This is a genomic window from Nocardia sp. NPDC051321 (assembly GCF_044455225.1).
Lineage (GTDB): Bacteria > Actinomycetota > Actinomycetes > Mycobacteriales > Mycobacteriaceae > Nocardia.
The window spans coordinates 336,026-358,531 of record NZ_JBITEM010000009.1; the positions used below are offsets into that span (position 1 = coordinate 336,026).

A 22,506-nucleotide genomic window follows, 5' to 3' on the forward strand; every position below is an offset into this window, starting at 1 on the left:
ATTCTCGGCCATCCCTTCGACGGTGCCGATGCCCTGGGCGATGCCCTCATCGGCGCACCACCGGCCGAGGAACCGGTGGCTGCGTTCGCTTTCCCTGCTCCGGCGCTGCCGCCCGGCACCTACCGTATGCCCGAATTCCTCACCAGGTTCTTCCGCGCCGAATATCCGGATGGGACAAAGCTGTATCTACTGAGCCGGGTCGGCGAACTCATTGCCACCTTCGACGACGGCAACGTCAACGTGGTGCGCGACGACCCCATCCCGGTCGGGAGTCACCCGGTCGCCGATTTCGCGAGCCACCTCAGATCCCAGCACGCGGCGCAGCGTGCGCTGGAAATACACGTTGTCCTGCCGCACAACACGCACGCTATGACCGAAGTCGTCGACACGTTCCGCGGCGCCGCGATCGCGAACGGGACAAAGCTGTACATACAGACCGGGCGCGGGGAACTCGTTGCCACCGTTGACAACGGCCGCATCGACGTGCGGTGGAACGATGACCAGCCCGCGCCCAGGCGGCAGCGAACGGATTCCGGGGCTTCGGATGCCCAGCAAGCCGGCCCTGCGAAACGTCGTGTTTCACCCATCGCGCTCGGGACGTACGCGGTCGAGGAATTCTGGCAGCGCGCCGGATCCGGGCGCGTCGCGAAGGTCGATGAGGTACGGGTTGTCCAGCCGCCCACCACGTTCCGATTGGCCGACTTCGTCTCGAGGTTCACCGGCACCGAATTCCCGGACGGGACCAGGCTGTCCATCCGGACCCGGTACGGAATGCTGGACGCCGCCTTCGCAAACAACCGGGTCGACGTGACGTGGAACGGGGGCCTGCCGCCCATGCCGCTCGGCACGCGGCCCGCCGGCGATTTCTGGCGCCGCGCCGGTTCCGAGGCGGTGACCCGGAATATCCACCGAGTACGGGCCGACCAGCCGCGGATCACCAGCTCCGCTCCCTACAAAGTCATGGAGAAAAGCGGCATCAAGTCGTTTGTGGACGCTGATAAGTTCGACACCGGAACGACCTTACATTTCTACACCGTCACCGGACCCGTGACCGCTACCATCCGCACAGACGGCAAGCTCGCGATCAGCACCCAGGGGCGCACGATCATCCTGGATAAAGCGGAATTCAACCGCCTACTCGACAATCATCCATCGAAGACCGTCCGAATCACCGTCCCCACCCCGCCGCGCTGGTACCGAATCCACGATGGTCCCGATTCCCTGATCCCTACACTGTCTTCGATTTTCTATTACCAGAGCCGCAAGCAACTACTGAACGATATCGCCGCGCATCTGACCAAGGAAAGAGAACGATTTACCCGAGACATTACCAATGATCGCATCGACAGCGAGATCCGTGCCGCAGGAGATGCTACGACTCCCGAATTCCGCCAATATTTTAGAAACCAGCGCGCACTGTTGCTCGATGAAGAAATAGCGGCGTTGCGGCGTGGCGAACCGACCGGGATCAGAGCGGTAGGCGAAGACCGTAGCGAGCTCGCCTTCAAGGCGCTGTTCGACCTGAAACAGACCAATTACACGATGGCCGACCGCGGCATGCCGATGTATAAATTCGCCAGCCGCCCGGACCGGCCGGTGATGTTCGTGCGGCGCTCGGCGGACGGTATATACGAGATCGGTGTCACCGAGCGCGGCGCACTGTTCACGGTGGTGAAACCGAACCCACCACGGGTCCGGCCAACTCCGATAGTTGTCACCCGCGACAGGATTCCAGCGGCACGCACGGAGGTGCTGGCCAGGCCGGCGAAACCCCTGCTCATCGGCGCCGTACTGCGTCGGACATATTCCCGCGATCGGCGGCCGATCGTCCCGAAAACCTCCGTATTCGGGCCTGTCTCGAAGCTGCCCATCGCCGAGGGATTCGCCGAACGCGCGCTGGAGTACGCCACCCCCGTCCACTACATGGACACGACGGAGCGCGAAAGTTACCGCATATTCGTGAACCCGGCCGACGGTAAGCTGTACAACGCCCATGACGGGCGCGCCTTCACTACGTCACCCAATAGGGTCACCGCCTTCGTCATGGACGAATTCGGCAATCTGTATGCCGGCGAGAAAATAAACGGACATATCCAGCATTCGTCGTTCCTCGGCGGTCGTACCGTCTGTGCCGCAGGCGAGATCACGGCCGTGGACGGGGTGGTCAAGGTTATCGTGGACCATAGCGGGCATTATGTACCCGATTCGTATATGAACGATCTCGCGATCGCCTACCTGGAAGCCCAGGGGCTGCAGCTCCCGGACGACTTCCAGCGAATCGTCACCATAATGCCCGCAACGATGGATCGTTACGAGAGGGCGACACTCCCGAGGTCGCTCGATCAGCAGACACGTCAAGCGAATTTGGCGCGCGCGCGATTCATTTTGGCAAACGCTGAGAAGGATGAAGCGGACGAGACCAAGCTGACCGCAAAAGAACTACTCGGGAGGTATCGGAACCTCAGAACATATTACCCCTCGGCTCCGTTCCTGACGCACACGTGGGACGATATTCCGCCGGGCGCAACATTCACATTCCAGAGTACTGTCTACGATACCGTCGCAACCGTTACGCACAATCGAACCTTCGACGTCGTGGACTCGCCTCGCGACGGATCCCTGCCCCGGTATGAATACAACCTGCAGGCCGGTGCGCTGCGCGATCTGGCGATTTATCGTACAGCGCGGAACATCACGATCAAACAACCTGGAATTCCACACGCCGAGCCGGATCAGCGCAGCACGACCGTCCCGGCACCGAAGCCGCGCACCAACGATTGCGCACAACTGGTGCTGCGGCGCATCGCAACCCGCGTTCACAATCACACGGTCCCCAAATCGATCCCCCACGCGCTCAACCCCGTCCACCCACCCGAGGCCCCGGTCGACCTGAAAGGCATGGGGTCCAACGAATTCGAGGAGGGGGCAGGAGCGCAGCTACAACAGTTCGACGACTACCTGGTAATCGCCGATGAGCTACGCAAATATCGGCCCGGTCACCTCGCAAGCGTGGTCCTCGGTAAGCAGACCGCCGACTCCAGGCACAACATCGGCGCACACACAGTCATGTTCTATACCCGGGCAGTCCATCCGGCGGACAATACGATCGGTCCCAAGGACCGAGCTGCCGGAAAACAGGTCCGGGTTTACAACCCGATGACAGAGGACGACGAGCCGATCGAGCTCGGCGACGAGCGGATCGGGCACGACGGGGTGCCGATCAAGGCATTCCAACCCCCTACCGACGTCCGCGTCACCGCCGCCATCTTCTTCCGCCCGCCCAACCCCAACGCACACGGCGGCCCATTCACCGTCCCCGGCTACCCCACCACCGGAGCCGCCGCCCTCGGCAATGTCCGCATCGGCGCCGGCGATGACACCGGCGTATCCCCGGCACGCGACAACAACCGCGGCGTGAATGCTTCGCTGTTCGACGGCCCGGAAGATAACCTGCTGCCCGGCCTCTTCGATGAGCCGAGGCAGGTGACCCCGATGTTCGAGCCATCGGAGGGTGACACCTATCTCGGAGCGCTGACCAAGGTGTTCGATGCCGACTGGAACAACGCTCCGATAGAACCGAATTACATTACCGGGGATTTCGGTTCGGATCACACCGGCGTACAGGAGCTCGTCGAGATCATGCCGCTTCCGGAAACTACAGTGCAGTGGCTCTGCGATCAGGTCTACCGCTATGTCATGAGCAAAGAAAGCCCGCAATCGACGGCACGGCGACTGGGCGAGGATATCTACCGTTATGTAACGAACGGAGACAGCCCGGAGGCGAAACTGCGAGCCGAGATTCGCCAGGTGCTGACGACCCGTCGGCTCAGCGCCGAATGGTCGCGGCTGTTCACCAGTTCGGGCATGCCGCTGACCGTGACGCACCATGGCCGCCGCCACCGGATCGCGATACGCCTGAGTCTGGACGACGCCCGCCCGGCACCGGAGCAACTCGCGCCCGTCGGCGACCGCAACGATCCCGCCAATGGGCCGCCGGTAGCCATTTTCCGTTATTCGCGCGGTCGGTCCCAGGTCAGCAATAATGTCAGCGAACACAACCTGCGGTCCCTGTCGGGTTCCTATGGCCTGAAATGGCCGATGGGGGAAAGTGGATTGAGCAGTCTGGACTTCACGCCGCAGGGTTCGATCATTTATGACCAGTTGTCCACGCACGTCGAGGCCACCACCTCGGTCGAGTCGACCGTCAAGATGTCGAGCAAGGGCCCGTCCATTCCGTTCGACTACGCGATGACGTTCCAGCTCAGCGATGAAAGCCCGGATCTGCTGTCCACCGATACCGCGGCCAGGGTCTGGCACGATATCGATGTGGAAACGCCTGGCCGAATGATTGTCTGGTTCCCGAAATTCCTGGCCGACAGCACTGAACTGCCGCTGGTCGATGAGGCGGATCCGGCCACCATTCCCCCGGCCTGGCACCCCGGGGCCGACGATAAGCACCCGTCGTTGGAAGAGGTTCCCCTCGACGCGCCACTCAGCAGTCCGAACCACGACGAACTGGTCAGCGATGTCATCGCGGGGTTCCGCACTCATCTCGCCGGCATCTCCGAGGGCTCCGCCGACGAACTACGGGATTTTCTCAAAGAAGAAGATTTCCTCGGCAACCTCAAGTTGATGCGGGGCGGTTCGATTGCCTCGCCGCGTTTGCAGACTTCGTCCGGTGAATCGCTCGGCTTTTTCCTGATGAAGGTCGACTTGAACGGCGGTACCGAACTCACCGGACCTACTCATACGAAGTTCGGCCTCGAGAACTACACCGTCCGGGAGCTGGGGGTGCAGGGTAAGTCCACGATCACCAATGAACTCGGCACGCACCCGGCGTTCAGCTTCGTTTTCAGCGAGGGCGAGGAATTCGAGGAGTCCGGATATTCGCGCCGCGGCGGCCAGATCACCTTCCGCGGCGGGGTTTCCGACCAATCCAGCCAGACTCTCGGTTACGGCAGAAAAGCCCAGGCGGTGCGCTCGCTGCGGCTCCATGACGATCTGCTGCATACGACGGCACGTGCGACCGTCACTATCGTCCTGGTCCAAGACGGCGAGCGCTTCGGGCCGGCCGCGAATACCCCACTGGCCGACGGGAAAACGTATCCGGTCAACGTGCTGGTACCGCCGAAGAAGGCTCTCGGTCACAAACCGCAACTGGACGAGAGACTGTACCTGCCATCGAAGGTCCTGCATCTGCAGCAGCTCGGCCCCGACACCACGCCCGTCACGGTCGGGGGCACCGATCCATTGTTCCTATGGGCTGAAGAATTCCTGTCCGACTCCGGCTTCTTCTCCAGCAAACACGATAAACCAGGCGTGCTGGACATGATCACCCAGCAGGGGCTCGCCGCTGCGCGCGATGCGAATATCGTCGCCTTCGAGCAGATGCGCGCGCAGTTCAACTTGAAGGCAGCTTTCCAGGAGATGATCGATGGGGAGGTAGACGAGCAGACCGGGAAGCTCGAGGGAGGTTCGCTCGTCTGGTTCGAAAAGCCGGGACGGTACCGGACCGAGCGAATTTCGATCCGGCTCGTCACCAAACGCCACTACGAATCGGAGGATGACGCGCACCAGAATGTAACGCACGACTGGATCCTGCCCAAGTTCCAGACACAGAACACAGCCGGCTTCGCCTTTTCCAGCAGCACGCAGTCCGGAAAAACTTCGGTTCGGGTCAATCCGAATGGCGGTGGTAACGTCGCGGCTACCAATCCGTTCGACGTGAAGCGCAGCCAACTGCTCGCCAGCGTCACGCCGAGTGCTATCCATTCGTACCACCGCTCGGAGAGCGAGCTACACGGTTTCGACACCGGCGCGAACAACATGCTCATCAGCCCTGCAGATGAGGGCACGCAAAATTTCACTGTTCCGGTCACCCATTGGATGGAGATCACCTACCGGCACGGCGCCAGCCCGGAACCGAAGCGCAGCGCCGGCTTTGCCCGCCTGAATCTCCCCACCTACCGCACAGAGTCCGAAAAGCCCGGCGAATCGTCCCCGCCCGCACCCGCTACCATCCGCAAAGTCACCCCTGAGGACATCGAGAACCTCACCACGCCGCAGTGGAAACTTCCCCAAGACGCCATTATTCGCGATGCGGGCAGCAGCACGATGATCCGCCGGGCCATCCTCAGTCTCATCGACAGATCCAGAATCGGAACCGACACCGGCCGAATCGACGAGACCGACACCGCTCAAACGCAGACGATGCCTGGCGCATTCCCCGTCGAACCCGACGAGAATGCCGAACTGCCGCAATGGAACCCCCCTACCGCAGAGCCATCCCCGCAGACCGACCGCCGCCCGTCTGACACCCGACTGCCGGAAATCCCGACCATCGTCGTCGTGGATCCGTCCGGGGTGGTGCGCAGTGCGGAATGGGCACCCGACGCAGAAACCGACATTGCCGATACCCGCACGCGGATGCCCGGTGCATTCCCCGTCGAACCCGACGAGAATGCCGAACGGCCGCGCTGGAACCGCCGTGTCACAGAGCCGGAAGTCCCCACCATCGTCGTCGTGGATCCGTCCGGCGTGCTGCACAGCGCGGAGTGGGTGCCTGCCCCCGAATCGGATACCGAGGTAGGCACCGGCTGGGTCGACTTGGCAAGGAATCGGGCCGTCGCCGGTGGTAAGTGGGTGTGGGATCAAGCCTTCGGTACGCGCACCACGAATCCAGAGTCGGGGCCCTACCAGGTCATTCACACCAGCATATCGCCGCAGGCCATGCTGGCCATGCTGGCGCACGGTTCCCATAACTCCGACGACATCGAGGTCGGCGGTACCGAGGGCATCGCCGCGGGCAAAGATTTCCACATACGTATCGAGTCCTATATCACCGACCTGGAGGTGTCGCCGAAATCAGTGCAACTCAACTCCGAGAACTGGAGCCCCTCACGCAACCACGTGGCCAGGGGCAGTTCCACCGTGCACAGCGACCAGCTCGGCATCAGCATGACCCAACGCTTCGGCGAGACTGCCGAGGGCAGCTTCATTCCCGGCGGCACTTACCAGCACACCATCTCCAGATCGAAAAGCTCCAGTGCCGCTGAATCATTGGGCTCCAACCGGGTCACCTCGACCTCCGGCGGCCCGGCCTACTGGTTCACCGGGCGAGTGGTCCATGTCATCACTGTCGAGAAGGGCACCCGAAACGTCCTCATCGGTGTGGCGAACGACTTCGCCACCTGGGTGCAGCGCCTCCTCGGCGTGGCCCGGCGTGCGGCCTACGGTGACAACACCCTTGTCGTCGATTCGCCGGGCCGAGCTGAATTCATGGCGCACGACAAGGATCTACAAATTCATTCCGAACTGGCCGCACTCGTCGAAGCCAGCGGCGTGCACAAGATTGCCGTACGGAACGAAGAAAAACTGTATCTGCCGAACACTTTCGTCGAGAGTGGCGGCGTCATCTCTTTCGGCAGAATCGTCGGTACAAACTTCGCGGGCGGCCGAGACGCGTTCAAGAAGGCAATCGAGGAACTCGTGGAGCCGGTGGCGCCCGGCACCATGAGACCGAGTTCCGCCAACTTCTTCCGGGGCCTGTCGATGGACAACAACGCTTACGTTTTCGATCCCCGCACCATCGGCCCCGGCAGCAACACATTCACCTTCGTCAACCGTTCCTCATGGTTCGGTTCACGCCTGGTCAAGCTCACCTTCACCGCACGTCCGGATACCACAGATCTCGACAAGAAACGCGGCAGAGAACTTCCCGGCGGCGTTGGTTTGGAGAACACCTTCTACGACGTCTCGGGCGACGGCAATGTGCTCGGTGGCCGTACCACCAAGGTGGGGGCGAATCGCGCAGGAGGCGACCAGTGGAGCATTAACCCGACCGGGCAGGTGGCCGGCGTGCGCCCCACGTTCAGCCTCGCTCTCAGCGGGACTGGAACCAGCGGCAGGTCACGCGCCTCTGACCGGTCGTTCGACGTGTGGATGCGTGGTGATGTCACCGCGCTCTTCGAACTTCTCTACTTTTATGAGGTCACGATCGAGTGGTGGCTGCTACCAAAGGCGCTGCCGACCCGCTTGGTGGATCTCGCCGAACTGCCGGCGAAATTAGCTGTTCAGGGGCTGGCCCGGCTGCCGTCGGATGTTGTTCTTCGGGGACTGGATACTTCGGAGTTGGGGCGCCCGGTCTACACCAAATCGATCACCCTGGAATCCACCAACCTCGTCCAGTTCCACGTCGCCGACACCAGAACCGAGCCGAGCATCGACCCCGGCCGCCGCATCACACCCGACGTCTACCGATCCGATCCGTCGATCCCGCGCCCGGCCCCGCCCGAAGGCAGCGTGGCCTTCGAGATGGAGATGCCCACCGACCTGCCCACCCGGCTCGTGGAGCCCTGGGTGCCGAACAACCCGTTCCAGATGTACTGGTTCGACGGCTTCGATCAGCTCGGTCGAGCGCTGCGCGCGGTCGCCCCCCGCGTCGAGGCCAGCCGCCGGACGCATTCTTTCGAGAGCGCGGTCATCGCCTTGAACTCGCTGGCCAGGAAGAACCGGCCCACCGTGCTCGGCCCCGCGGCCATCGCCGCCTTCCTCGGCACCGGCAACACCGGCGCCGACCTGCCGACCCCGCTGCCGCACCCGCCGGGGCACAAGGTCACCAACATCACCGCCGAGGTAACGCTCTACTCCTACGAGATCGAGCAGACTACCGGAACAATCGCTATCGACGCCTTGGGGGTCGCGACGGAGAATTTCGCCTTCGGTGCCGACCAAGGCGTCACCTTCATGCCGACCTTCGGCATCAGCATCCCCACCACCGCGGACGCCAGCAACCGCGGCGCACCCGCCGGCTTCCCCTATGCCGGCGGAGCCAAGGGGCACGGTATGTCGGTCAGCATGGGCCACCAGCTACGCATGCTCATCCGTTATGGCACAACATCATTGAACAAGGACGGCCTCGGATCGGACAACCATCGCATCCGCTCCTTCGTGCTCATCAAGCTGACCGGCCCCGAGGGCACCACCTGGACCGTCGGCAACGGCGTCGGGCGCACCGTCGATATCCTGCCGAAAGCCCCGCCCAGCTTGCCCGCCCCAAAACCCGGACAGCAGCCCAAGCAGCGCACCGACCCGCCCAACCGTTCCGATCATGATGTAGCACTGGACAATTCGTCGCGCGGCGTCCGGTGGCGAGGCCCCCGGTCGGCCGCTGTGAACGGCATCCCCGCACCGGCGGGGCATGTCTGGGAATCCATGCGCGACGACGGTGATTGCCTGCCCCTCATGCTGGAGCGCGTGGTCTACCCGAACGCCCCGCCCTTGACGCAGGCGATACTGGACCAACGGATCGCCGAATTGCGCGATGAGATCGCCACCGAGATCGAAACGAATGCCGACGGCTACTTCGAGCAATTCCAGGCCGTCATCGCTGATGCATCTCGTACGGAGGGACTTGTCGATCCCGAAGAATTGGCAGCCCTGCGGGCACTACGGGACGACGGCCGACTCCGCGCCGAGTTCGACCGGCAGGTCCGAGCGATCAGGAGGCCGAGGGTCTGGCGAAACGCGGTCAGCCATCTGGCACCTGAAGCGGCGGGCGCCGCGCTGCGCCGACGAGGGCTTTTCCTGGCCCTGAACAGCCCGGACTACAGATCGCAGACAGTGATACTCGGTGCGGAAACCACCGAAGTACCAAACGCCACAGCCCTGACCTATGGGAACCATTTCTACCTCGCCGTACCGACCGAACCCAACGCGGCGCCCCTACCCCCGACGAAGCTGCCCACCCGACCCGCACCGGCGGTGCTGGCCGGAAACTGGAAAGCCCAGCAGCGGCGGAACCGGCAGACCCCGGTGGAGCCTTGGTCTGATGCGGACGGGTCAACCACCAAACCTGCTGCGGCAGCACCGATCCGCGCCTTGCCACCGTTGGCAGGTGCTCCGGCTGGCACGCAGGTCCCCAGTGCACTCCGGCCGGACTCCGAAGCAGAACAGTCGGATTCGGAGTTCCCGTTCGCACCGGCCGAACCCGAACCCGAGCACTGGGACCCATTCACGACGTCACGGACCGACGACGCGGACAACTTCCGGCCCGTACCCCGCTCCGGCGACGCACTCCTGGCGGAAGAGCGGGGCGATGTCGACCGAGCGACGGAGTCCGGCAACCTCGCTCGGGTCGAGGAATGGCAACGCGGCATGCTCGATGTGCTGGCGGCGGAGGAGCGGCTCGGCGCAGGCACTGTCGAGTCGACCGTTCCGTACGCGCCGCTGCCTGAGCACGAATCCACCAGAACCGAGCATCGTGAACCGCCCGCGACGCCGCAGACACCGATCGAGGACGGGGAACTCGTCCAGCGGCAGCGCGAGGTCGAGCAGCTCATCGACCTCGTCGGCCCGCTCGATCGCCGAGAGATCCGCGGCCCTGCCTCGTTGTCAGACCGATTCTCGTCACCACCACGCTCTGACGACGGATCGATGTACAGCGATCCGGACCGGACCCACGACACACCACTACTCGGCACCGACCAGACCGCCCCGGCGATCCCGTTCCGGCTGGCGGACATGCGATCCCAGCTGCGGTTCGATGACGATTCGGTGGACGGTAGCGACGATCAGGAACCACTGCAGCACAACGAAACAACACAGGATGGTTCCGGAGCCCTCGGAGACGAGCGGACTTCCGGAACCGACGAGCTGACCCAACGCGGCCCCGAACCCACGGCATCCGACGACCAGATCAGTAGCACGCCGCCCACCGGCGACGACCTCGCGCCACTCCCCCAACCTCGCGACGGCACAACAACCTCCACGACCGAGCACCGGGATCTCTCAGGCATCGACAGCGGCGTGCCCGTACGTACCGGCGACACTGCGCACGAGCAACCCGCACGGCGACAGCACACGCGGGAACGCCTGCGGGGCTTCATATCTCGCGTCGGCCGCGCCGCCGACAACACGAGGACATCGTCCGAGGCACCGCACACTTCGTCACCCGCTCCACGCCGCGGCATCCGTGCCGCCCTCCAGCGGATCCTGCCCGAAACAGTCGGCAGCACAACCCTTCCCACAGCACGCCGGGCCGCAGTCCCCACGCACGGCGACGGCACCACCACCCACACATCAGTCACTACCCACAGCCTCGAGCCCACCGACGAATGCCTCCGCGACACACTCACCGACATCCAGCACGACAACAACAGCACCGCGATCCGCCCGCGCTACCGATCGAGAACACTATTCGGCCGCTTCGGCCGGCTGCCCGGCCGCTCGCGCCGCGAAGCCGAGAAGGCCGCAGGCGCCAAACTCCGCGGCTACACCGACGAACACCAAATCGCCAAGGAACTGCAAATCCTCGGCCCCGGAGCACAGGCCCTGGTCATCAGCAAGCACAAAACCCCCACCGCGAACGGCATCGGCGCGCACGCCTATCGGATGGTCAACGACCGCGGCACCATCTTCATCCTCGACGCCACCAACCCGACCCACCGATACCCCGGAGACACCCGAGCGGAGAGCTTCCACGCCGTCCTATACACGCCGACCGGCAAACCGACCCGCCCAGTTCGCTTGCCCCACAAAGACATCTCCGACTTCCCCCGCGACGTCCGCATCGGCGCACCTTATGACGGTGCCACCGGTGACCGCTCCACCGGCGGTCCAGCGACCGGGGTCACCTCCAATGGCGAACCGCTGCGGACGGTCGACGGACACAGCGCGGCTGATCTACTGCGGCCGCCCGCTGGGTTCGACGCTCCGGAAACGTCGGTCTCCTGGTGGCGTGAGGCCGGTGCAGCCTGGGATCGGCTGCGGGAGGCGGGAATCCTGCCCGAATCGACGGCGCCGACCATGGCGCACGTCGATCGGTTGCTGACCGATTTCCATGCCGGGGCAACCGGCGCGGTGACCCCGTTGCACCACGCCCTGCTGCTCGACGTGCTCGACGACCTCGAGGCGAAGGGCCTGGCGCTCACCGTCGACGAGATCCGTGCCGCATACCGGCAGTTCCTCACCCGCACCGCCGCGACCGTCGGCGATCGGGCGGTGACGGTCAGTGACCTGCCCGCCGAATTCGATCGGCTCACCGACTCCGGGGCCGTCCTTCCGGCCCGGTTGCTCATCGCCGGTGCCGGGCGCGCCGGTCTGCGCCGGGTGAGCGAGCGGATGGCCGCGGACCTGCTGCCGAAGCTGCGCGCCGCCGACGCGGCGCTGGTGCACGAGATACCCCGTGAGATGAACTTCGCCTGGTTCGGTGGCGAACTCAGTCCGACGGCACTGGCCAATATCAAGGCATGGGTGAAATCCGCGGGGAATTCGGATTGGGCCTTCACGCTCTGGACTCAGGGTGGCAACGACAAGCTTCGCGCGCAGCTGGAACAGGACCCGGAAATCCGCGCGGCCGCACACAAATTCGTGATCCGCGACGATATCCGCGACCTGGTCGCCGACCTGGGCAGCAGGGAATTGGCCGCTATTTACGACTTCAGCTTGCAGGCAGGGGCTTTCAACCTGGTATCGGATATCTGCCGGTATGTGGTGCTGACGATGCGCGGTGGCGTGTACGCCGATGTCGACCTGGCCCCCGGTCCGGTTCGGCTGGCGGACCTCGAGCCGATGTTCCTGCACGAGGACGACCTTCCGATGTTCGGCCCGATGATTCGTGACGAAGAGGCTCTCGAGGACGAGCAGTTCGAAGGCCTGCCCTATGCGGAGAAGTTGCAGGCCGCGGTCGAGGGCAACTACCGGCGAGGGGACCTGGGCAACCACTTCATCGTGGCACCGCCCAATTCCCGGTATCTGGCGGACCTGATGACAGCGATTCCCGATCAGTTCGTCGCCCAGTACCACGACGCCGACCGTGCCGCGATCGAGGCCGACCGCACAGAGCTCGAACAGATGTTGAGCAGGCTAGCGGTGTCCGAGGGCGAGCTGGGACGCACCGTGTTGGGACGGGAGTACCGGAGCCTGCTGGAATCGTTGCGTATCAATGGCATCGAGGCGATCCCGGCCGCTGTGCTGCGCCTGCATCAGCTGGCCACGCTGCGCGGCGTGCTGCCGCCGCCGCTGGCCGGTCGTGCTATCCGGATCAGTGGTCCGCTGCTGATGCAGCCCCTGCGGGACGGGCTGAACGTGCACGGGTCGATCGCGAACTATGCCGCCAGGGCGTTCGGGCTGGCGTCGATGACCGGCGCGGACGTTACCGCGGCGATGGATCCGGCGATTCTGGCGTCTTTCAAACCGCTGAGCTGGCTGACCGGCGAGAGCGAGGCGCAACTCGGCCACACGGGGATTCGGATAATCCCGGGCCTCGCTCCGGTGCCGGTGCCGGTGACCTCGGTACCCACGTTCGCGACTGCCGCGGTGCCGCCCGCACTCGCGCACGATCAGCGCCGAGAGGCGGCCCGGCTGTTGTTCACCGGCGAGTTCGCCGGCCCGCTGGACATGGCCCGGCAGCGGGGCCGCGCCGGGGTCGTCAACCTGCGTGATGCGTTGTCGGAGATCGACGATCCGGTAGCGGGGGTGGCGGCCGCGGCGTTGACCCAGATCCTGCAGGCCGCCGATCCGGAGCAGGCGTTCACCGAATTGCGTGCACTGCACTGGGCCCCGAACCAGGCGCAGCTGCAGGCGCTGGGCGCGGCCGGACTCGAACCGGCCATGGTCGAGCCGACCGGCGACAGCCTGTTCGAGGCGTTCGTCCTCGCCACGGGCGGTGTGAAGGATCTCTTGACGGTCCGCGCCGAAGCCGTCGATCACATCGCGGCGAACCGGGCGGGGTTCTTCGCGCTGTACCACCCGCCGGGCGTCGGTGAGCAGGATCGGGCGGCGCGGTTCGAGGAGGAACTGCAGCGGTTGCGCAAGTCAGGGGTGTACCAGAACGACCTGGCCGAGCTGTTGCCGCGGGCGATCATGGAATCTCAGCACACGACGATCGCGATCCTCGATGACCGCCGCCCCACGCCGATCGGCGATCCGGTCACCGCGAGCGCGGTGCTGGTGCGTGTCGCTTACGGGGGTGGCCACTATCACGCGGGCATCCGACCGATGGCCGCCGATCCTGGCGGGCAACCCAGCCCGCAAAACACAGAGCACGCGCAGCGGCAAGCACCGGCCACCACCGCCCGGCGGTCCGGCCCCGGGGCGTGGCAGCCCATGGGCGAGGTCGCGGATCCGCTGTTCGCCACCCTGGCCCGGGTGTTCGACGCCGAGTCCCCGAGGTCGGTGCGGACGATGCTGGCCGCCGAACTCGAACAGCACCTCGACCGCTATCGACAGTCGATGCTTTCCGAGCGCGCGCGAGCACAATGGGCCGCCGAACGAATGCAACGGCAGCGGTTCGACACTCGCGCTGCCGCCGATCCTGAATTCGCCGCCGCAAACCAGGCCACGGAAACCCAACGGCGGGAATCCTTCGACGAGAACTTCCAGAAGCAGTCCGAAACCCGGCTGCGTCACGCGATCGCCGATCTGAAGAATCCGAGGCGCGATTTCGAGCGGAATCCCCTCCTGAGCACCGACCTCACCCACCGGGAACTACTGATGCTCGCGAGCCGCCGGTTCGACGCCGACATCGTGCTGGAACATCCCTCCGGGCCGCCGACCCGAACCGGGGAAGGCAACCCGCAGACCCGCCACATCCGCCGTACCGCGCCCGGCCGCTACGAGATCCCGCCGCAACTCCCCACTGGACTGGACGGCACCCGATCATCGGTCCACCCAGTGGGCAACTGGTGGATCTACACCGGCAAATCCTGGTGGAACGACCTGCATTTCGACGACCTCGCACCCGGCTACCAACACGGCCTGCTCGTCGACTACCCCGTCCTGCGCACCAACGACGCCGTGCCCGCGGCGGTACGGCACACCCTCAACACCCGATACGTCCAACTCGAAATTCAGCAGCTGCAAACCCTCGCCACCACCTCCGAACAGCTGCCCGCGAACCAGCGTCGCCAACTGCGCAATCTCACGGCCACCCTCACCCACCTGCACACCGCCAGGCTGGAAATCGAAACAACCGCACAGCAGGCGGGTGCCGGACCAACGGCAGTCCAGCTACTCGTCTTCGACCAGGACGCTACGGGCCGGCGCGGGCGGGTCGCGATCAGCTTGGGCGCGATCGACACCGCGACAACCGTGCACTGGCACATACCGGCCAACGCGGCCGTCGCGTCGGCCGCACACGCGATAATCCACGCGGCGCAGGAGCACACCCAAGCCGTCCGCGCCCACCCTGAGCACGCCACGGTGATCTGGATCGATAACGAGTCCGCCACCGGCACGCACACACCGGAATCCAGCTCCGGCACAACCGATCACCCGAGCGCAGCACTCATCGACTTCGCCCTCACCCATCCCGCAGCGCAGCAAGTCCACGTCTTCGCACCCGAATCCGTCGCGAATTCCGTGAGCCGACAAATAGATCCGGGCCGGGTCACGGTGCACCGCCCCGCAGGCCCGCGCCGCGACACCACCTTCGACGGCAACGCCCGGCGCGACCGCACCAAGGCCCCCGCTAGTGCGCACCCTCTCCGGGGCGGCGCCACCCAGCGCACCATCGCACCCACACCCCGCACTCACATCGACAACATCCCCGAACCCCTCTCGGCGTCCGACAGCAGCGCACCGCGCGTCCCCGCCGATCCGATTCAGAGCAGCCCGACCGGCACACGCGACCCGAAATGCGCGCCGCTGGCCTTCCGCTACGCCGCCGCCAAAAACCCCAACGCCCCCATCACGCAGCCGGCGGAAGATTCCATCGGCCTCAGCGGAATGCACCCCGAGCAATTCAACCGCCACGCCGGTGCCCAACTACGAACCTTCACCAACCACACCGAGATCGCAGCAGAACTCGATCGACTCGGCGCCGGAGCCATCGCCCTGGTCGTCGACGCCTACAACGGCCCCACCAACAAACACGGAATCGGCGCACACACAGTAGTTTTCGAAAACCACAACGGAACCCTGCGCGCCTACGACCCGACCACCGGCCGCCACTACCCACTCAACCAACACCCCACCCACAACCTCCGCGCCATCACCGCCATCATCTACACCCCCAACGGCCACGAACACATCACCGAACACCAAGCCGACGGCGCCGAAGTCCTCGGCAACATCGGCATCGGCGCAAGACCTGCCGACACCGACCAGGTCCTCGATATCTCCGACCTGAGCCAGGTGCTGACCGAAAACACCTTGGACACCGAAACCGAGATACATTTCCGCGACGGCGGCCTGCCCCGAGTCGCCGTCGTGCGCAGGGATGGGAATCTGGCTGTCCGCGAGCCGCATACCGCCGGTGATCTACCACCGGCCCCGCGAGAAATCATCAGCCGAGCGGAATTCGAACGCCGGCTCGGCGAGTACGGGACCCGGCGTGTCCGGGTCACGCCGCCGACGCCCGTCGACTGGTATCGCGTGCCGTCCAGCGGTCCGGAGAACCTGTTTCCGACGCTGGCCTACATTCTCGGACTCGAGGCCGACGTCGTGCGGAATCAAACCCACCAGAAGATGGAATCGGATGGCATAACGTCTGAGCTCCCCGCAGCGGTCGAGAGCTATGCCCTGAACTTCGTCTTCTCGCCGACCGACGAGCCGCGCGCAGAAATGATAAACAACCCGAAAACACCGAAACTCTTCCTGCGGCACTCGTCTACCACGGGCTACGAGATCGGTGTCACGGCCACTGGACATTTCGCCGCCGTCGTCAAACCAGACTTTCCCTCACCAGCCCGGGCCGACGCGACGGCTCTGCCGAGAGAGCAGATCCCCGCACCCCGCACCACGATGCTTGCAGGCGGACCTGAACCTGTCCTGGAAGGTGCTGCTATACGGCGATTCTATATGTCAGATCTGCGACCGGCGTCAGCACGAGCGCCTAAGCCCGCAACGATAATAAGGAGAAGGCGGAAGAGGACGCATTGGATACGGCACCGGACAGTCCCGAAACCGAAACTAGCGGGCCGGAATATCACGTCGGAACACTTGACTCGGGAGAATATCCGCGATCCAACGCCAGTCCACTACATGGACGATGTGGAGCGCGAAGCCCACCGGCTCTTCGTGGACGGGGACGGCAGGCTCCGGCATGCCCGCGACGGATCGCTGTTCAATTCTGAGCGGAACGAGACAGACCTCAGCGAACGTAAAACCATTTTCGTCATGGACGAGTTCGGCAATCTATACGCCGCCGACAAAACCAGAGGCCTGATCCAGCATTCGTCTTTCCTCGGCGGTCGGACCGTCACCGCTGCGGGCGCCATCTCGGCGCAGGATGGAATAGTTACCCGGATTGTGGACAGCAGCGGGCACTATTGGCCCGATGAGCAGACGAACGACTATGCCCTCGCCTTCCTGGAGACGCAGGGCCTGCGGTTCGCCGACGACTTCCAGCGGATCTTCTATTCGAAGAACGAACAGTTCGTGCAGCGCGATGCGACAACCGAGGCACGCACCCGACGCGCGGCTCTCGCCCGTGCAAAACGCATCCTCGCCAACGGTCCGACACCTATCTGGCCTTTCAAGATCTATCGGACCGCGTCGCACAATCAACTCAACTGGCACCATTTCCCGACTGGCACGACGATCGGTTTCCAGGACGCACTGTTCGACACGACAGTCACGGTCGCCGACGACCGCAGACTCCGGTTGGTCGCTCGCAGTATCGACGGATCGTGCCCCGACCGGGCACACGAAATGGATGTCGAAGCGCTGCAAGCGCTGGTGACCAGGCTGGATGTCGGAGCCATCCGAGTCGAGCGACCCGAAATCCCCGGCATTTTCCCCCCGGGTACCTATTACGGTGAGGATCTGCTGCGGCAGCTGGCGCAGGGCGGCGAAACAGTCACCGCCGACCCACCCGAGACCACGGCCGTAGCACGCCCGCCCGCGGTGGACCGGCCCGCACAGCCCATGCCGTCGCGCTGGGAGCCGGTGCCGACCACCGGCGAGCCGGGGTTCGCCGCCTTTGCCCAAGTATTCGAGGTCGCCGAAGTCGGGAGTATCCGCGAGCGCATCATGGACCACCTCCTCGACGAAGTGGTGGTAGAACGCGACCGCCGCGAAGAGGTCGACGAAAGCCGGGCGGACGGCGTGATCGACGACCTGGAATGGCAGGAAGAACTGCGGGAACGGCGCGAGTTCGATCGCTGGCGGTCGAACGCGTGTTGGGTCATGGTCGATCCTGCCGCGCAATGGAATTCACCGGATTTCGATGCCGGTGACGAATTGCTGCGAGTGATCTCGGATACCTACGGTGTGAACTTCGTCAGCGTGCACCCGGACGGTCAGGTCCGCGAGATCATCGAGTCCCCGCACCGGTTGACGGTATTCCTGCGGCGCAGCTCCGACGGCCGAGTCGAGATCGGCGTCACCGCCACCGGCGATCCCACGACGTGGCCGCAGCAGCGGCTGTGGGACGAACTCAGCACACCTACCGGCCGCGTACCCATGGACCAGATCCCGGCGCCGCTGCACCGTCCATTGACCGCGCCGCGTACACCGCTACTCGTCGGCACGGTCGCGAGCAAGATTTCCGAGCCGAGTTTCACCCGCCCGGTCCATTACCTGGACGCCGTAGAACTCGAGTCGCATCGGCTGTTCATCGGCGAGGACGGGCGGCTGTACCGGGCCAGCGACGGGCTGCGGTTCGACACGACCGAGGCCGAGGACGCACCGGACGGCCACCGCGATGTGCTGTTCGCCATGGACAAGTTCGGCAATCTCTATGCCGCCGCGACCGAGCCGAGCGGCCGAATTCAACACGCGTCCTTCCTTGGCAAGGGTGCCACCACCGCCACCGGCTTGCTGAATGTGGTCGATGGCCGGCTGGTCGACTGGTCCGACGACGACCGCATGGGCCCGCCTCGCCCGGAGCTCAACGATTTCGCACTGGATTGGCTACGCCGCCAAGGCCTTGTGCCCGCCCCCGGCCACACCCGGTTCGATGAGGATGGACACCCACGTGATCGAGTCGGCGAGCTGAACCGCCAGCAGATTGAGATCGTGCACCGGCAGATACTCGCCAACGCCACGGAAGCGGCACTGGCCCGCATCGAGCACGCGTCCACCGGGCAGGACCCGGCGGTACGCGAGGTAGTGCGGGCCGCACGCGAGCCGTTCTTCCAGGAACAGTTCGAACTGGGCCGCTGGCGTCAACAGCTGCGCACCGGACGGATCTCGAAAACGGAGCAGGACAAGACATTCGCCCATCCCGAGCCCACTGGCCCCGATGATCGCATCCGACCGCCGCTCGCATCCGACACCCTGCGCTCCGTCGAAGGTTCTCCCAGCGACCGGGTGACCTGGTGGGAACAGCACGGCCGCGAGTGGTGGCAGGCCCTGCATTTCGCGGATCTGGCACCGGGTTACCAAGCGCCGCTGCTTGCCGCCTATCCTGGTCTCCGCAATGGCGACGGTATCCCTGCCTCGGTGCGAAACACCTTGAATCGCAAGTACATTCTGCTTGAGATCGCGCGCATGAAGGAAGGCGCCGATACCATCGCACGGTTCGCCTCCCTGCAACGCCGCGTGCACAATCTCGAGACCACCCTGGCAGCGCTGCACGCCGCCGATCTCGAAGCGGCGATATCGGCACGACGCTCGGGTGTCGCGGAACCCGAGGTGCGGTTGCTGTCGTTCGATCAGAACCTGCAGGGCCGCCGCGGCAGCGTGACGATCGCGTTCGGACCGGTGGACACCGCGACAACCATCCATCGGCAGGAGACCGAGAACGCGTCGTTCGGATCGCTGGCGCCCGCCATATCCCGCGTCGCACAATTCCAGGCCGAAACCACCCGCACCCGAACCGATCACGCGACCGTGCTCACCCTCGGCCGCGACGGCGCGGGAGACTCGATGCCCGGCCCATCCGGACGCAGGCCCGCCCCCGGCAGGGATCCCACCGACGCCTTCGGTGCCGGCAACGCGCGCACCGCGGTAGTCCCGGACCGCACCGCGGACAACCCCCGATCACGGCGCGGCACAACAACTCCCGCAACGACTCGGCCCGAAGGGGCCGTCGTCCGGACAACGGACGGCAGCACGCCGCCCGCAGCCGCGCACGAACCCTCTGGACGATCGCACACCCGGCGACGATTGCAGCGCCTTGTGGCCCGGATACGTGGTCTCGGCACCCCGGGCGAGGCGACGAGTTCCCGAGCAGCGCGGCTCATCCACACCGGGCCGAGCGCAAGCACAGCAGCCCACCGCATCCGCAACGTCTTCCGGCGATCCCCACACCGACCGGTACCCCCGCAAGCGGACTCGGCGGGCGACGGATCCCGCGCACCCAGGCCTGAAGACCCCGCATTCCCCCGCCACATCCGAACCGGCGCACCGTATGAAGGTGTGGGCGAATCGTTTTCCGTTGACGAGCCGGAGGACTTCCCAAAGGACAGCGGCCCGGGACCCGCCACTCGCACCACTACGCCCACCCAACCCCTCCGCGGCGGGGCCGAACAACAAACCACCACACCCGAATCCAGCGACGAGACCTGGTCGAGCGAGGACGATTCCGACAGCGAGCGTGACGAAAGCAGCGACACGGACTCCCGCCGCGGCGAGGTCCAGCATCAACCCATCGGCAGCCAGTTGCGGGAATGGGAGGAACTGCCGCCCGAGCAACAAGCCGCGGTGTCCACCCACATCGCGGAATCCGAAGTGGTGCACCAGTTCCTGATCGATCACGACGTGACGATCGACCGTCTCGACGATATGGATCGGCGCGGGCTGGACGAGCAGTTCCGCGCGCGCCTCGGCCGCCCCTTCGACCTCGCCGCGTTTCAGCAACGAACGCGGATGGTAAACGCGCTGACCGATAAGCCCCTGTCGATCACCGAACCACTGCACATCGTGCAGGATCTCGACACCATCGACTTCGTGCCGGAGGACCCGCGGCATCACCCCCGCCTGATCGGTACTACGGTCCAGCGCCGCACCCGCACCGTCGGCGCACTCGCGGATTCCGCACCCCCGCAACAGACTCGGCACCGGCTCGAGCTGACCGTGCACCCCGGGGCTCGCGGCCTACTGTTCGCTGATTCCGCCGATGCGCAGACCCTGCTGTCCGCCGATTCCGGCCACCCGCAGATCATGCTGTCCGGCGACGCCACGCATCCACAGGTACTGCTACCGCCCGACACGGAGCTGCACATCACCGGCGTGCACCCCCATGGTGGCGGTTTTCGGGTTACGGCCGAAATACGTCCTGCCACAAACGATTCCAGCCGTGCACAAACGCTCCACTCGGCACTCGACCCCGCGAACCAGGGCCGCATCAACGACTACGGCGTGCGCGTATTCGACACCGACGACGCCGGTGCCAGCTTCGGATTCCACCAACTACGCATCTGGGACGACCTTCCCCACGAACTGCAGGTCGCGCTGCACGCGTACGAGGAGTCCCAGCACACCAACGACGTCCTGCGGCAATTCTCGGAAGAGGAGCTCGCCGAACACTTCGAGCGGCTCCAGCACAACGCCGAGATCGAAAAACGGGTGACCTCGGCCCACCGGACGAACCCGAGTATTACTGCGCTGCTGGCTCGCCGGAACACACTGACCAACAAGAACGAGCGCACCGACACCGAATCGCGGGAACTGTTGGAGCTGAACGACATCCTGGGCAACCCGGACCCGGACGCCCATTGGGACGAGATCCGCGCCGACGCCGGCCGCTACCACGAATTCAACGAGTACTACCAGAGCTATTTCGGCCTTCCGTGGGGGCCGGAGGCGCTCCAGCTACACACCAACCGGCTCGATCGGGCAACCGATCGGCCACTACCACTGACGGAACCGATCCGAGTCCTGCGCGCACTCGAAGACATCGACTTCATGATCGCCCGGGACGGCAAACCACTCGGACAACGGAATCTCGACCTACTACTGAACGTCACCCAGCAGGAACCCGGCCTCCTATCGACGTCGATAACCGCCAGACAGGTACACCAGAAGCGAGACATAAGCTTCCGCGTGGAACTCGAAGTACCGCCCGGAGCGCGCGGAGTCTACATCGGCAAAGACGGCGACTACCCGCGCCAGAACGAACTCGTCCTGGCGCGCAACACACGCTATCGAATCATCGGAATAGACCGGACCGACCCAACCATCACCGTCCTACGCGCCGTGGTCGAACCACCGATTCGAGTTGTACCGAAAGCTCGAGATCACACCCCGTCGCGGTGAGTCCGCAGCCGACAAACGTAAGCGGGCCGACGCCATCGCCCGCAGCAAGCATCCGGGCCTGCTGGCGGAAGACGCCGTCACCGAACTCGCGGAACGCCTGAACTCCCTGCGTATCTGGCCGTAGCGGCAACTCGAGCGCCGATCGACGGCAGCAACCGGCATCATCCCCACCTCACACCGGAGGCACCGATGACAAGCACCACCAACTACAGCCACTGGACCCGCCGCCAGCTGAGCTATCTGCCCGTGCATCGGCAGAGTCAGCTCATCGGACACCTCTAGGCCTCCACGGATTGCGCTGTGCCGCAGCAGAGTTCGAAGACATTGCCGAAAGCTGCTTGGGACGGCCGCCGGCAGCATCAG

At 64.9% G+C, this 22,506-nt stretch carries 1 protein-coding gene (running past one end of the window); it reads left to right on the plus strand.

Translation table 11 applies throughout. The annotated features are described in order from the left end of the window. A protein-coding gene (locus ACIA8C_RS23380; protein ID WP_397137989.1) for an ADP-ribosyltransferase crosses the window boundary here: on the plus strand, positions 1-22,143 show its 3' portion. 14,085 nt of this gene lie to the left of the window's left edge; the window shows 22,143 of its 36,228 coding nt (coding positions 14,086-36,228); its start codon lies beyond the left edge, outside the window; it ends in the stop codon at positions 22,141-22,143. Positions 22,144-22,506 lie beyond the last annotated feature (363 nt).